This is a genomic window from Streptomyces sp. TG1A-8 (genome assembly GCF_030499535.1).
In the GTDB taxonomy this organism is placed as follows: Bacteria; Actinomycetota; Actinomycetes; order Streptomycetales; family Streptomycetaceae; genus Streptomyces.
Genome location: NZ_JASTLB010000001.1, coordinates 3,203,574 through 3,216,798, shown reverse-complemented (window position 1 = coordinate 3,216,798; position 13,225 = coordinate 3,203,574). Strand labels below are relative to the sequence as shown.

At 75.1% G+C, this 13,225-nt stretch carries 13 protein-coding genes; 4 read left to right on the top strand and 9 right to left on the bottom strand.

Annotated features, from left to right (window positions below; all coding sequences use genetic code 11):
• Positions 1 to 40 precede the first annotated feature (40 nt).
• Positions 41 to 646, top strand: a complete 606-nt coding sequence (gene folE / locus QQY24_RS13870; RefSeq protein ID WP_301973000.1) for a GTP cyclohydrolase I FolE — start codon at positions 41 to 43, stop codon at positions 644 to 646.
• Between the two features lie 9 nt (positions 647 to 655).
• Here the strand turns inward: folE and QQY24_RS13865 are convergent, their stop codons facing one another.
• From QQY24_RS13865 to QQY24_RS13840, 6 genes are all read right to left on the bottom strand, one after another.
• Positions 656 to 1,144 carry a DUF3180 domain-containing protein gene (locus QQY24_RS13865; protein ID WP_301972999.1) on the bottom strand — a complete coding sequence of 163 codons (489 nt, stop codon included), beginning with the start codon at positions 1,142 to 1,144 and terminating at the stop codon, positions 656 to 658.
• Positions 1,145 to 1,203: 59 nt separating this feature from the next.
• Complete coding sequence (folK, locus tag QQY24_RS13860) at positions 1,204 to 1,815, bottom strand: 2-amino-4-hydroxy-6-hydroxymethyldihydropteridine diphosphokinase (RefSeq protein WP_301972998.1); 612 nt, start codon at positions 1,813 to 1,815, stop codon at positions 1,204 to 1,206.
• Positions 1,812 to 2,171 carry a dihydroneopterin aldolase gene (folB, locus tag QQY24_RS13855; protein WP_301972997.1) on the bottom strand — a complete coding sequence of 120 codons (360 nt, stop codon included), beginning with the start codon at positions 2,169 to 2,171 and terminating at the stop codon, positions 1,812 to 1,814. Before folB ends, folK begins: the two co-directional genes overlap by 4 nt.
• A 248-nt stretch (positions 2,172 to 2,419) precedes the next feature.
• A complete protein-coding gene (locus tag QQY24_RS13850; protein ID WP_301972996.1) occupies positions 2,420 to 2,971 on the bottom strand; it encodes a nuclear transport factor 2 family protein in 552 nt (183 codons plus the stop codon).
• Positions 2,968 to 3,933 carry a dihydropteroate synthase gene (gene folP, locus QQY24_RS13845; protein WP_301972995.1) on the bottom strand — a complete coding sequence of 322 codons (966 nt, stop codon included), beginning with the start codon at positions 3,931 to 3,933 and terminating at the stop codon, positions 2,968 to 2,970. Before folP ends, QQY24_RS13850 begins: the two co-directional genes overlap by 4 nt.
• Positions 3,934 to 4,242: 309 nt before the next feature.
• Entirely contained in the window at positions 4,243 to 6,057 is a 1,815-nt protein-coding gene (locus tag QQY24_RS13840; RefSeq protein ID WP_301972994.1) for a phosphatidylglycerol lysyltransferase domain-containing protein, read from the bottom strand.
• Between the two features lie 227 nt (positions 6,058 to 6,284).
• On the opposite strand from QQY24_RS13840, the gene QQY24_RS13835 reads away from it, so the two are divergent.
• Together QQY24_RS13835 and QQY24_RS13830 are read left to right on the top strand one after the other, a co-directional pair.
• Complete coding sequence (locus QQY24_RS13835) at positions 6,285 to 7,412, top strand: esterase family protein (RefSeq protein ID WP_301972993.1); 1,128 nt, start codon at positions 6,285 to 6,287, stop codon at positions 7,410 to 7,412.
• A gap of 97 nt (positions 7,413 to 7,509) precedes the next feature.
• Positions 7,510 to 8,736 (top strand): hypothetical protein, encoded by a 1,227-nt coding sequence (locus tag QQY24_RS13830; protein WP_301972992.1) that lies wholly within the window; start codon positions 7,510 to 7,512, stop codon positions 8,734 to 8,736.
• 348 nt (positions 8,737 to 9,084) lie between these two features.
• Here QQY24_RS13830 and QQY24_RS13825 read toward each other — a convergent pair whose 3' ends face one another.
• Positions 9,085 to 10,410, bottom strand: a complete 1,326-nt coding sequence (locus tag QQY24_RS13825; protein WP_301972991.1) for a PH domain-containing protein — start codon at positions 10,408 to 10,410, stop codon at positions 9,085 to 9,087.
• Entirely contained in the window at positions 10,407 to 10,910 is a 504-nt protein-coding gene (locus QQY24_RS13820) for a PH domain-containing protein (RefSeq protein ID WP_301972990.1), read from the bottom strand. Before QQY24_RS13820 ends, QQY24_RS13825 begins: the two co-directional genes overlap by 4 nt.
• 31 nt (positions 10,911 to 10,941) lie before the next feature.
• Between QQY24_RS13820 and QQY24_RS13815 the strand changes: the two genes are divergently transcribed.
• The gene (locus tag QQY24_RS13815) at positions 10,942 to 12,090 is read left to right on the top strand and encodes an NADH-quinone oxidoreductase subunit D (protein ID WP_301972989.1); all 1,149 of its coding nucleotides are present in this window, start codon (positions 10,942 to 10,944) and stop codon (positions 12,088 to 12,090) included.
• Positions 12,091 to 12,126: 36 nt separating this feature from the next.
• Here QQY24_RS13815 and QQY24_RS13810 read toward each other — a convergent pair whose 3' ends face one another.
• Positions 12,127 to 13,149, bottom strand: coding sequence for an SAM-dependent methyltransferase (locus QQY24_RS13810; protein WP_301976241.1), 1,023 nt, complete (start codon positions 13,147 to 13,149; stop codon positions 12,127 to 12,129).
• Positions 13,150 to 13,225 lie beyond the last annotated feature (76 nt).

The following is a 13,225-nucleotide window of genomic DNA, read 5'->3' as shown; positions in this document are numbered from 1 at the left end:
CGCATGCCCGCGGCCGAGACGTACAGGAACGAGGCTTCAGATGACCGACCCCGTGACGCTGGCCGGCGACGGCTTCATCGGCGAGTTCGATGAGAAGCGTGCCGAGAACGCCGTGCGCGAACTGCTGATCGCGGTCGGCGAGGACCCCGACCGCGAGGGCCTGAAGGACACGCCGGGACGGGTGGCACGGGCGTACCGGGAGCTCCTGGCGGGGTTGTGGCAGAAGCCGGAGGACGTCCTGACGACGACGTTCGACCTGGGTCACGACGAGATGGTCCTGGTGAAGGACATCGAGATCGTGTCCCTGTGCGAGCACCACCTGCTGCCGTTCCACGGCGTGGCGCACATCGGGTACATCCCCGCCGAGACCGGCAAGATCACGGGCCTGTCGAAACTGGCCCGCCTGGTGGAGGTGTTCGCCCGCCGCCCGCAGGTGCAGGAACGACTCACCACCCAGATCGCGGACTCCCTGATGCGCATCCTGGATGCGCGCGGCGCGATCGTCGTGATCGAGGCCGAGCACATGTGCATGTCGGTGCGGGGCATCCGCAAGCCCGGCGCCAAGACCACCACCTCGGCGGTGCGCGGCCAGCTCCGGAACGCCACCACCCGCGCCGAGGCGATGAGCCTGATACTGGCGCGCTAGACCCGCCGGTCAGGCCGCCGGTTCCGGGCCCGGGGGGTTCTGGTCGTCGTCGTCGGGGAGTTTGCAGACGCGTTCCAGGAACAGGGCCGCCGCTATCACGGCGATGCCCGCCAGGACCGAGAAACCCGCGTAGAAGGCCTGGTCGCGGCGGGCGGGGAAGTCGAGGAGTTCCAGGAGGAAGACGCCCGTGCCGCCGTACATGCCGGCGACGAGGGCGGCCACCAGGGCGCTGGCCTGGCCGAAGACGACCGCGCGGGCGGCCATCAGGGGGTCGACGCCCTTGGCGCCGGGGCGGCGCTCGCGCTGGGCCCGGAGGCGGGCGCGCAGGGAGAACGCCGTGGCCAGGAGCACCGCGGCGATCAGGGCGAGGACGACGGGGGCGGCCAAGGGGACGCTGGGCAGGGTCCCGACCGAGTTCCAGAGGCGGGCGCCCGCCCAGGACAGGACGGCGGCCACGACGAACACGCCGGCCAGCACCCTGATGCGCAGCTTACTCACGGTGTCCCTTCAGTTCCCCCGGACCGGTTCCCGGACTGTGGTCGTCCTGACCTTAACGACTACTCGGGCAGTCGGAGTTCCAGGTCCCGGCGGGGCGCGACGCCGCCGCGGGTGACCGCCGACAGCAGATCGGCCACCGTACCGCGGCCGGGCAACTGCGCCTGCGGATCCACGTCGTACCAGGGCGCGAGCACGAAGGCCCGCTCGTGGGCCCGGGGGTGAGGGAGCGTCAGGCGCGGGTCGTCGGAGACGACGTCGGCGTAGGCGACGATGTCGACGTCCAGGGTGCGCGGTCCCCAGCGTTCGTCCCGGACGCGGTGGAAGGCCTCCTCGACGGCGTGGGCGCGCTCCAGCAGGGAGGAGGGGGGCAGGGTGGTCTTCAGCACGACGACGGCGTTGAAGTAGGACGGCTGGCTGCCGGGTGCCACGCCCCACGGCTCGGTCTCGTACACCGGTGAGACGGCCTTCACCCGGACGCCGGGGGTGTCCTCCAGGGCGTCGACGGCGCCCTGCAGGGTCTCCAGGCGGTTGCCGAGGTTGGCGCCGATGGAGACGACGGCGCGCTTGGGGTTGCTCAGCGTGATGTCCGCGGCGTCGACCTGCTCGACCACGGAGGCGGGCACCGGCTGTACGGTCGGGTCGCTGTGACCCCGGGTGAACGGGCGGGTCATACTCGGCTCCGGGTGATCGTGACGGTCACGTCGTCGAAGGGGACCGTGATCGGGGCGTCCGGCTTGTGGACGCGGACCTCGACCTCCTGCACCCCCTCGTGCTTCAGGCAGGTCCCGGCGATCCGCTCGGCGAGGGTCTCGATGAGGTTCACCGGCTCGCCCTCCACCACGGCCACGACCTCCTCGGCCACGATGCCGTAGTGCACGGTCTTCGCCAGGTCGTCGTCGGCCGCGGCCGGCCGGGTGTCCAGCCCGAGCACGAGGTCGACGATGAAGGTCTGGCCCTCCTGGCGCTCCCTGGGGAACACACCGTGGTGCCCTCGGGCCTTGAGGCCGCGCAGCGCGACACGATCCACGCGAATCACTCCTGCAATCGTCGGGGACGGCCGGTCGGCGCCGCGCGCGGGCGGCACGCCGGTCTCGGACGAATCTACCTGCGGACACTGACAAGACCGGGCCACGGGGCCGTGGCCCGGACCGGGACCACGGAAGTTCACCGTGCGTTCCCCCGGGGAAACCCGGCCGTGTCAGGGACTGGTAGCCGCATCTACCCCGGCGTGCGTGATTCCAACCACCTTTTCCGGGCGCCCCGATGCCCGGCGGCTCAAACGAGGGGGTCGTCGTCCGGTGCCGAGCCGTTCACCCCGCTCCCCCCGTTCTCGTCGTCCTCGTCCTCGTCGTCGTCCGCCTCGGCCAGTACGGGGGAGGCGTGGTGTGCCCAGAGCTTCCATCCCGAAGGGGTGCGCCGGAACACGTTCGTGGCGACGACGAGCTGGCCGACCAGGGGCCCGAGCTCCTCGTCCCCCTCGGGCGCGGGGCCGCCGCTGAGGATGTTCTCCGTGCAGGTCACCAGGGCGGTGTCACCGGTGACGGAGACGTGCACGTCGGTGAGGAAGAACTGGATGTAGTCGGTGTTCGCCATGATCAGCGCGTACGACCGCAGGACCTCGCCGCGGCCGGTGAGCACCGGCCAGCCCGGATGGATGCAGGAGACCACGCCGGCGTCGGCCGGGTCGTGGTACTCCTCGTCGACGCCGAGGTCGGAGGGCGTGAGCCAGAAGGAGGACAGTTCCTCGAAGTCGCCGCGCTCCATCGCCTCGTAGTAGGCGGTGTTGGCGGCTTCCACCTGTTCGACGTCGGTGTGGGGGGCGCTCACCGGTCTCCTTCCGCGCCGGCCGTACCACGTGCGCCCGGTCCGGGCTCGGACGCACCGCTCACGCCGGACGCGTGCTCGCGCACGCTCGGCGCGGGCTCGGCCGTGCGCGCCTCCTCCACGGCCCGTGCGACCCGCACGGCGTCCGCCGTGGCCCGTACCTCGTGCACCCGCACCGCCCAGGCGCCGGCCTGCGCGGCGAGCGCGGAGACGGCGGCCGTGGCGGCGTCGCGCTCGCGGGCCGGCGGTGGCGCGCCCCCGGGACCGGCGAGGACGCGGCCGAGGAACCGCTTGCGGGAGGCGGCGACGAGCAGGGGGTGCCCGAGGGCGCGGAGGCGGTCGAGGTGTGCGAGGAGGGTGAGGTCGTGCCCGGCCTCCTTGGAGAAGCCGAGGCCGGGGTCGACCACGACCCGGTCGGGGGCGACGCCGCCCGCTAGGACCGCCTCCACACGGGCGCGCAGCTCGGCCACCACCTCGGCGACGACGTCCGCGTAGACGCCCTTGGCGTTGCCGCCTTCGAGGAAGCCGCGCCAGTGCATGACGACGAAGGGGGCGCCGGCCGCGGCGACCACCGGGATCATCGCGGGGTCGGCGAGGCCGCCGCTGACGTCGTTGACGAGGACGGCGCCGGCCCCGAGGGACCGTTCGGCGACGGACGCGCGCATGGTGTCGACGGAGACGAGCACGCCCTCGGCGGCGAGGCCGCGCACGACGGGGACGACGCGCCGCAGTTCCTCCGCCTCGTCGACGCGGGTGGCGCCCGGGCGCGTGGATTCGCCGCCGACGTCGACCAGGTCCGCGCCCCCGGCGACCAGGTCCAGGCCGTGCTTGACGGCGGCGGTCGTGTCGAACCAGCGGCCGCCGTCGGAGAAGGAGTCGGGAGTGACGTTCACGACTCCCATGACCGCGCACCGGTCCCATGCCGGAAGGCCCGCCACTCGGCCGCGCCCGCTGAGGTTGTTCATACGTTCAGCGTAGGCCCAGGGGACCGCCCGACACGCGCGGCGGCCCGGCCGCCGCGCGACGGCCCGGCACGAAGGGCGCGGTGACCTGGCACGACGGGCACGACGGCGCGGCGCACGGCCGGTGGTCGACACACGCGGTGGCCCGGGCGGAGCCCCCCGAGGGGGAGGAGGGGGCTTCCGCCCGGGCCGGTCCGGGGCCGTCCGGACCGGCCCGGGGCCGTTCGGGTCCGTTCGGTCCGGCCGGGTCGGTCCGGTCCCTGCCCGCGCCCGGTCCGGGACGCGGGCCGTGGCGGGTCCGGGGAGGAGGGCTCAGGCGGCCCGCGCGTCCCGTTCCGCCACCGTGTGGACGCAGGGGCGCGCGGCGGCGGCCCTGCGCCGGCGCAGGACGCGCGGCAGCGGCAGGGCGAGGTCGACGAACCCCTCGGCCTGCAGGGCGGCGAAACCGATGCGGGGCAGGTCGCCGGAGGCCCGGTAGACCACGAAACGCGGCTCCCAGCGCGGCTGGAACTTGGCGTTGAACCGGTACAGCGACTCGATCTGGAACCAGCGGGAGAGGAAGACCAGCAGCCCGCGCCAGGCGCGCAGCACGGGTCCCGCGCCGATCTTCTCCCCGCGCGCGAGGGCGGAGCGGAACATCGCGAAGTTGAGGGAGACCCGGGTGATGCCGAACCTCGGGGCGGCCTGCAGGGCGGCGACGATCAACAGTTCGTTCATGCCGGGGTCGGCGGCGCGGTCGCGGCGCATGAGGTCCAGGGAGACGCCGTCCGGGCCCCACGGCACGAAGTGCAGGACCGCCCGGAGGTCGCCGTACGCGCCGGGCCGCCCGTCCGCCCTGTGGGCGGTGGCGATCAGGCAGTCGCCGTCGGCCGGGTCGCCGATGCGGCCCAGGGCCATGGAGAAGCCGCGCTCGGTGTCGGTGCCGCGCCAGTCCGCAGCCGCCCGCCGGACGCGCTCCAGTTCGGCCTCGCCGAGGTCACGGACGCGCCGTACCCGGGTCTCGTAGCCGGCCCGCTCGATGCGCTTGACCATCTGGCGCACGTTGCGCATCGCGCGTCCGGCGAGCGAGAAATCCGCCACGTCCACCACCGCCTCGTCGCCCAGTTCCAGCGCGTCGAGGCCGGTCTCGCGGGTCCAGACCTCGCCGCCCGTCTCCGAGCAGCCCATGACGGCCGGCGTCCAGGAATGGGCCCTGGCCTCGTCCATGAAGCGCTCGATGGCGCCCGGCCAGGCCTCGACGTCGCCGATCGGGTCGCCGCTGGCGAGCATCACGCCGGAGACGACGCGGTAGGTCACCGCCGCCTTGCCGCTGGGCGAGAAGACCACCGCCTTGTCGCGGCGCAGCGCGAAGTGGCCGAGGGAGTCGCGGCGGCCGTGCCTGTCCAGCAGGGCGCGCAGGCGCGCCTCGTCCTCGTCGGTGAGCCGGGCGGCCGGGTGCTCGGGGCGGAAGGCCAGGTAGACGGTGGTGACCGCGGTCAGCCAGCCGAGGGCGCCGAGGGAGAAGGCGACCGTCCAGGAGGTGGTGCCCCGGTAGTCGACCGGGCCCTGGAAGCCGACCAGGCCGTACAGGACGTGCGTCAGCCGATCGGCCAGGCTCGGGTCGCCGATCGTCCGGTCCGGGTGGACGCTGACGATGACCAGTCCGAGGACGAGGGAACCTGCGCCCATGAGGACGAAGTTGGCGAGCGCGCGCCACCGGCTGCGCGGGTCGGGCAGGGCCGCGAACTCGTCGCGGTGGCGCAGCAGCGGCACGAGGAGCGCCACCGCGACGAGCACGCCGACGAGCGAGTGCCGGTACACGAACTCGGCGACCGCGCCCGCCGGCAGCAGCGCGACCGCGGCGCGCCAGGCCCGCCGCTTGCGGCGCCTGAGCCCGTGCGCGAGCAGCAGCAGCAGCACGCCGGCGCTGAGCGAGAGCGCCGCGGCGAAGGGCCCGAAGGAACCGGGGAGGACTTCGGCCATGGCGTGCATACGGCTGTGACGGAAGCGCGGGAAGACGCCCGCGGCGATGTCCACCAGCCCCACGAGGGCGCACGCCCTGCCCACCAGGGCGGGGACGGCCTCGGGGCGCGGACCGCGGGCCAAGCGCCGCACCCGGTTCGGCCGGCGCGGAACTCCACCCGGCATTTCCCCATCTATCCTGACAGACATCGCATCCCGTAGTTCTGCGAGAGACCTTGAATCCGGTGCCGATCGGGCATCCGGCGACATTGCGCCCTCTAGGACGGTGTCTCGGGGAGAGAGGTTCACTCCCCACTGGAAAGCCGGGTCAAAGGCCAAGGAAAGCCCCGGGCAAGCCCTCGCGACGGAGCGGGGGCGGCCCACGGGCGGAAAGCACGGGCAGGTAACGGACCATGGGTCTCACGAGCAATACGATGCTGGTACTGGCGATGGCGGCCGCCGTCCTGCTGTTCGTCGCCACGGTGTGGCTGTGGCCACTGCTCTCCCGGCGCACCTGGCGGGCCGTCACCGGACGCGTCGGGCTGCTCCTCACCACCCAGCTGGCGCTCTTCGCCTTCCTGGGCGTCGCCGCCAACCAGGCCTACGGCTTCTACGCGAGCTGGGCGGACCTGTTCGGCACGGAGACGGACCAGGGCGTCGTCGTCGACCACTCGGGGCGGGCCGGCACCGGGGGACCGCTGCAGGTGCTCTCCACCGGCGGGGCGCGGGGCGGGCACGGTGCGCCGGCGCGGAGGGCGGGACAGGTGCAGGAGGTCGACATCGTGGGCCGCGAATCCCGCATCGCCACGCAGGCGTTCGTCTACCTGCCGCCGGAGTACTTCCAGCCGCGGTACCGCACGCGGACGTTCCCGGCGGCCGTCGTGCTGACCGGCTACCCCGGCACGGCACGGGCCCTGGTGGACAAGCTGCACTACCCGCGTACGGCGCGGGAGCTGGCCGCCGACGGGCGGATGCAGCCGATGATCCTGGTGATGCTGCGGCCGACGGTGGCGCCGCCGCGGGACACCGAGTGCGTGGACGTCCCGGGCGGGCCGCGGACGGAGACCTTCTTCGCCGAGGACCTGCCCGCGGCCGTGGCCGCCCACTACCGGGTGGGCGAACGGCCCGGCAGCTGGGGGATCGTCGGCGACTCCACCGGCGGTTACTGCGCGCTGAAGCTCGCCCTGCACCACCCGGGCGTCTACGCGGCCGGCGCGGGCCTGTCGGCCTACTACAAGGCGCCGGTCGACCCCACCACCGGCGACCTCTTCCACGGCGACGGCCGCCTGCGCGACCGGGCCGACCTGCCGTGGCTGCTGCGGCACGAGCCGGCGCCGGACACCTCGCTGCTCGTCACCAGCAGCAGGATCGGCGAACACAACTACAGGGACACGCTCAGGTTCATCGGGCAGGTGCGGGCGACCCGCCGGACCCGGATCTCGTCGATCATCCTGGACAGCGGCGGGCACAACTTCAACACCTGGCGGCGGGAGATCCCGGCGACCCTGCAGTGGCTCAGCGGACGGCTCACCGACCGCTGAGCCGCCGCGGCGCCCGGTGCCGGTGAAGCCCGTGTCGTGGCCGTGTTTTTACGGTGGCGGCGCCCATGATTCGCCTACGCGCGGTAAGTTTCTGGCCATGCCACGTGGACGCCACCGCCATTCCCCGCCTTTGCACCGGCTGTTGCCCCCGTCGGCGATAGCCGGAGTCTCCGTCGTCTGCGCGCTGGGTCCCTGGGCGTCCTCCGAGGCCACGGTGTTGCGCGCACTGGCCGCGGCCGCCGCGGCGACGACGGTCGTGGGCGCCGTCGTGATGCGCCGCTGGGACGCGCAGGCGGGCAAGCGGGTCGCCGACCTCACGCGCGCGCGGGCCGGCGACGAGTGGCGTTTCGAGGAGCGGATCGCCGAGCTGGAGACCGACCTGGAGGAGTCGCGCGAGCTGCGCGCCAAGCTGGAGCAGCGGCTGCGCGCCAAGCGCGCCGAGCTGGCCGGGCTGCGCAACGAGCACGCGGCCCTGCTGCGCCGCTACGCCACCGCGGAGACCGAGCGCGCGAGCGCCCTGGAGGGACGCCGCCTGCTGGAGATCGAGTCGGCCGTCCCGTCGGGCTCCCTGGCGCTGCCGGCCGCGCGGAGCGCCGAACCCGGGCCCCCCGGCGCCCCGGCCCCCGGGGCCGCCCGGGCGGACGCCGGGGACGTGCCCGGGAGGGCCGCGGTGTTCTCGTCCGAGGGTTCCCGGCTGTTCCGTCGCGCGGGCGCGGCGCTGGCCCGGCTCGACCCGGAGGCGTCCGCCGTCCGGCCTCCGGCGGCCGGCCCCGGACCGGGGCCGGTGCGGCCGGGCGGCCCGTCCAGAGCCGGGAGCGAGGCGGGCGGGCCCGCCAAAGGAGCAGGTGCCGGGGCGGACGTGACGGGTGCGGGCGAGGCCTCCCGGAGCGCGGGCGCCGCCCAGGAGGACGAGGCGCAGGGGAAGTCCGGGGCGGCCGGCGCGCACGCGCGCGCGTCCGCCGCCCCGACGGTCCCGGCCGAGTCCGCCCCGACCCAGGGACAGCAGCCCGCCGGGCACTTCGCGGTGCCGACCGCGGTGGCCGTCGTACCGGCCGCGCCCGCGCGGCGCACGTCGGTCGAGGGCGGGTTCGACTTCTTCGGCACCCAGAAGCACACGTCGTCCGCCGCGCTGGACTCCGTGCAGAACGAGGACCTCGCGGACGTCGTCGGCCAGGAGGCCCTCGCGCTGCACAAGGCCGAGGCCGAGGCGGAGTTCAAGCCCGCCGACGAGGAGGCGCGGGGCATCGGGCAGGTCATCGACCTGACCGCGCACGACGAGACCGAGCACATCGACGTCCACAGACTGCGCAGCGCGGCCTCCTGAACCACCGGCCCGGCCCCACCGTCCCACGAGCCCGGCTCCCCGTGCGGAGGAGCCGGGCTCCGGCGTCGCGCCGGCCGGGCCCGGAGCCCGGTGCCGCGGCCGCGGTCGGTCCGGCGCCCCGGCCACCGGGCCCCGCCGTTCACCGCCCCGGACCGGGGCCGCCGGCGCCCCCGTGCCCCCGGCGCGTCCGGTCCCTCCCCCGGACGGCCCGGGCCGGCCAGCGGTCCGGGCGGGCTCACCCGGCTCACCCACCCCGCGCCCGCGGCTCGACGCCCACACGTCCGGCTCACCCGCTCCGCGTGTCCGGCTCGACGCCGTCACGTCCGGCGCATCCGCCGGCGCACCCGCTCAGGCCATCCAGCGGTCCGGGCGGGCGTCCCTGCGGCCGGTGCGGGAGCGGTCGGCCTGGGCGTGCAGCAGGAGGGCCGCCCGCCCCGCGTCCCGCTGACGGGCCGTCACGGTCTTGCCGGCCCCGGTGTCCACGTGGACGTCGGCGAGCCGCCACCGGCGCTGCCAGGGGCCCTGGGTGAGCCGTACGCTCTGCACCTTCGCATGCGGGACCAGGGACAGGCGGCGGCGCAGCAGGCCGTGCCGGGCGGCGAACACCGTGCCGGTGACCGCGAGGCCGAGCCCGCGCCACCACACCGGCACGCACCACCGCGCCCGCCGCGGCGGGCGGACCGGCGAGGCCGGTACGGTCACGCCGGGCAGCACCCGCGCGACGACCGACCCAGCCACCGCGCGCGGGGCGACCGGCACCAGGACGGAGTTGTCGGAGCCGGCCACGTCCAGCTCCACCCGCACCCAGCCGAGCCGCCGCCACAGCAGCGGCTCCACGAGGTGCACGGTCTGCACGCGCCCCGGCGGCACCGTCTCGTGGGCGCGGTCGAGCAGCCCGTGGTCGATGCGCAGCCCGTCCGGTGACTCGCCCACGGTCCAGTCGTACTCGTTGACGAACCGCCCCGCGCTCCTCGCCACCGCCGCGCCGAGCAGCGGCAGGGCGGTGGCGAGGACCGTCCACACGCTGTGGGTGACGAGCCACAGCACGGCCGGCACGACGAGGGCGGCGGCCAGCGAGCCCCACGTGGCACCCGTCAGCGCCAGCGACAGCGCCAGCTCGCGCGGGGGCACGCGCAGCAGCTCGCGCGCCGGCGCCTCCCCGACCTCACGCGCCGTGTCGGGCGCGAACCCCGCGGCGCGCGCGAGTAGTTCCGCGCGCAGGGCGCGCGCCTCGCGCTCGCCGAGGAAGGCGAGCTCGTCCTTCTTCTCGGTCCCGACGACGTCGATCCGCAGCTTGGCCACGCCCGCCACGCGCGCGAGGAGCGGACGCGTGACGTCGACCGCCTGGACGCGCTCCAGGCGGATGTGCGCGGTGCGCCGGAACAGCAGCCCGGTACGGATGCGCAGTTCGGTGTCGGTCACCGCGAAGTGCGTGAACCACCAGGACAGGAAGCCGTAGAGACCGGCCGCCGGGACCAGCGCGCTGAGCCCGACGAGGAGCATGGTGCCGGTCAGCCGCGCCAGCTGCTCCTGCGCGGCGTTCGGGTCGTGCACCGCCCATCCCGCGAGGACGGCGACCGGCGCCCACGCCCGCCGGAAGGGCGTGACGGGGTGCAGCCGCCGCTCGCCGGCGGGCGGGCGCGCCCTCGGGCCGTCGGGCCCCGGGGCGGTCACAGGCCGGCCGATCGGGCCTCGCCCAGCTCGGTGAGCCGGTCGCGCAACCGCTCCGCCTCGGCCGGGGCCAGGCCCGGGATGGCCGCGTCGGTCGCCGCGGCCGCGGTGTGCAGCTGTATGCGGGCCAGCCCGAAGTACCGCTCGACGGGCCCGGAGGTCACCTCCACCAGCTGCATCCGCCCGTACGGCACCACGGTCTCCTCGCACCACAGCACCCCGCGGCTGATCAGCAGGTCGTCGGCGCGTTCGGCGTACCGCCAGGAGCGCCAGTTGCGGCCCAGCAGCGGCCAGCACCACGCCGCCGCGGTGAGCGGGAGCAGCGCGCAGGCGGCCCACGGCGGTCCCGCGAACAGGCCGAGCGGCAGCCCCACCGCGAGGGCGAGCAGCCCCGCCCACAGCACCAGCAGCAGCCTGCGCATGCGCAGCAGCCCCGGCGGCAGCCCCCGCCACACCGGCTCGTCCCCCGCCGCCCCGGTCGTTTCCGGGCTCCCCGTCTCCATGGGGCCAGCGTACGTAGGGGAAACTGGGTCCATGACTGCGACGGAGACCACGGTCGGCATCGGTGGCGCCGCCGAGAGCACCGACATGGTGCTCAACATCGGCCCCCAGCACCCGTCCACGCACGGCGTGCTGCGGCTCAGGCTCGTCCTGGACGGGGAGCGCATCCTGCGTGCGGAACCGGTGATCGGCTACATGCACCGGGGGGCGGAGAAGCTCTTCGAGGCGCGCGACTACCGGCAGATCATCATGCTCGCCAACCGCCACGACTGGCTGTCGGCGTTCTCCAACGAGCTGGGCGTGGTCCTCGCCGTGGAGCGGATGCTCGGCATGGAGGTCCCGCAGCGGGCGGTGTGGACGCGCACGCTGCTCGCCGAGCTGAACCGGGTGCTCAACCACCTGATGTTCCTCGGCTCGTACCCGCTGGAGCTGGGCGGGATCACGCCGGTGTTCTACGCGTTCCGGGAGCGCGAGGTGCTCCAGAACGTCATGGAGGAGGTCTCCGGCGGACGCATGCACTACATGTTCAACCGCGTCGGCGGCCTCAAGGAGGACCTGCCGGCCGGGTGGGCCGCACGCGCGCGCGCCGCCGTCGCCGCGGTCCGCTCCCGCATGGACGTCTTCGACGACCTGGTGCTCGGCAACGAGATCTTCCGGGGGCGCACGCGGGGCGTGGGCGCGCTGTCGCCCGAGGCCGTGCACGCCTACGGCGTGAGCGGACCCATCGCGCGCGCCTCCGGGGTCGACTTCGACCTGCGCCGCGACGAGCCGTACCTGGCGTACGGCGACCTGGGGGACACCCTGAAGGTGGTCACCCGGGACGAGGGCGACTGCCTCGCCCGCTTCGAGTGCCTCCTGGAGCAGACCCACAACGCGCTGGACCTCGCCGGGGCCTGCCTGGACCGGCTGGCCGAGCTGCCGCCCGGCCCGATCAACCAGCGGCTGCCCAAGGTGCTGAAGGCGCCCGAGGGGCACACGTACGCGTGGACCGAGAACCCGCTCGGCATCAACGGCTACTACCTGGTCAGCAAGGGCGAGAAGACCCCGTACCGGCTGAAGCTGCGCTCGGCGTCGTACAACAACGTCCAGGTGCTCACCGAGCTGCTGCCGGGGACGCTGGTGGCGGACATGGTGGCCATCCTGGGGTCGATGTTCTTCGTGGTCGGGGACATCGACAAGTAGGCGGCGGGTCCGCCGGCGGCGGGCGGCCGGGCGTCCTCAGGGGAGCAGCGGGTCCGGGACGCCGACCGGCCGGAGCAGCCAGCCGAAGTCCCCGAGGCCGCCCGGGGCGGTCAGCTCGGCGGCCTCGCCGGCGCCCGCGAGGGCACGCACGTAGGCCGCCGGGTCCGCGGCCGCCAGCGCGAGCGGGGGGCGTGCGCCGGTGAGACCAAGGGCGTGCAGGGCGGTGCGCTGTGTGAGCAGACGCGCGGTGGGGAGCCGTTCGCCCGCTTCGGACGTCGTGCACGCCGCCGCGCACGCGTCCAGCGCGACGTGCGCGGTGATGTCGCACGACCCGTCCGGCACGGGTGCCGTCTCGCGCCCCTCCCGGAAGCCGGTGAGCGTCCCGAACGGGGGGCGCGCGTCCGCGGTGTGCGCGTAGTCCACGGCCACCGCCAGTCCCCGCACCACCCGGCCCACCGCGGATGCCCAGGCCAGGTCCCTGGGCAGGCCGATCTCCGCCCGCAGGCCCTCCTCGGCGGGCAGCGGCCACCAGCGCGCCAGCCAGTCCGCCTCCGCACCCGACACCGGCTCCCCGAGCCGCTCGGAGCCGTCCGCCGCGACCAGCACCCGCCGGGGCACGCCCGCGGCGTCCACCTCGGCGACGTCCACGGGCACGTTGTCCAGCCACTCGTTGGCGAACAGCAGCCCCGTGACCGCCTCCGGGAGGTCGCCGCGCCAGGTGATCCGCCCGTCCAGGCCGGCCGGGCGGGCGGCGATCTCCACGGCGTGCCCGCGCGTGCGGGCGGCCACGTCGGCCGGCAGGGCGGCGAGCACCCCGGTGACCAGTTCGCCGCGTCCCGCCCCCAGGTCCACGAAGTCCAGCGCCCGTGGCCGGCCCAGGGCCTCGTCGACCCGGCACAGCAGCCGGGCCACCGCCCCGGCGAACAGCCCCGAGGCGTGCACGGACGTGCGGAAGTGCCCGGCCGGCCCCTCGGGCCGCCGGTAGAAGCCGCCGGGCCCGTACAGCGCCTCCTCGGCCGCCGCGCGCCAGCCGCGCGCCCCCCCGGCCGCCCGGCCCACCGCTTCCACCGCTTCCACCGCTTCCGCTTCCCGCGCTTCCCGCGCCGCCCCGTCCGTCACCGCACCAGACTAGGCA

Excerpts from the sequence above, each read along its gene's own strand:
- folE (WP_301973000.1), top strand. The coding sequence starts at position 41 with ATGACCGACCCCGTGACGCTGGCCGGCGACGGCTTCATCGGCGAGTTC.
- folK (WP_301972998.1), bottom strand. The coding sequence starts at position 1,815 with ATGACCCGCCCGTTCACCCGGGGTCACAGCGACCCGACCGTACAGCCG.
- folP (WP_301972995.1), bottom strand. The coding sequence starts at position 3,933 with ATGAACAACCTCAGCGGGCGCGGCCGAGTGGCGGGCCTTCCGGCATGG.
- QQY24_RS13840 (WP_301972994.1), bottom strand. The coding sequence starts at position 6,057 with ATGCCGGGTGGAGTTCCGCGCCGGCCGAACCGGGTGCGGCGCTTGGCC.
- QQY24_RS13835 (WP_301972993.1), top strand. The coding sequence starts at position 6,285 with ATGGGTCTCACGAGCAATACGATGCTGGTACTGGCGATGGCGGCCGCC.
- QQY24_RS13830 (WP_301972992.1), top strand. The coding sequence starts at position 7,510 with ATGCCACGTGGACGCCACCGCCATTCCCCGCCTTTGCACCGGCTGTTG.
- QQY24_RS13820 (WP_301972990.1), bottom strand. The coding sequence starts at position 10,910 with ATGGAGACGGGGAGCCCGGAAACGACCGGGGCGGCGGGGGACGAGCCG.
- QQY24_RS13815 (WP_301972989.1), top strand. The coding sequence starts at position 10,942 with ATGACTGCGACGGAGACCACGGTCGGCATCGGTGGCGCCGCCGAGAGC.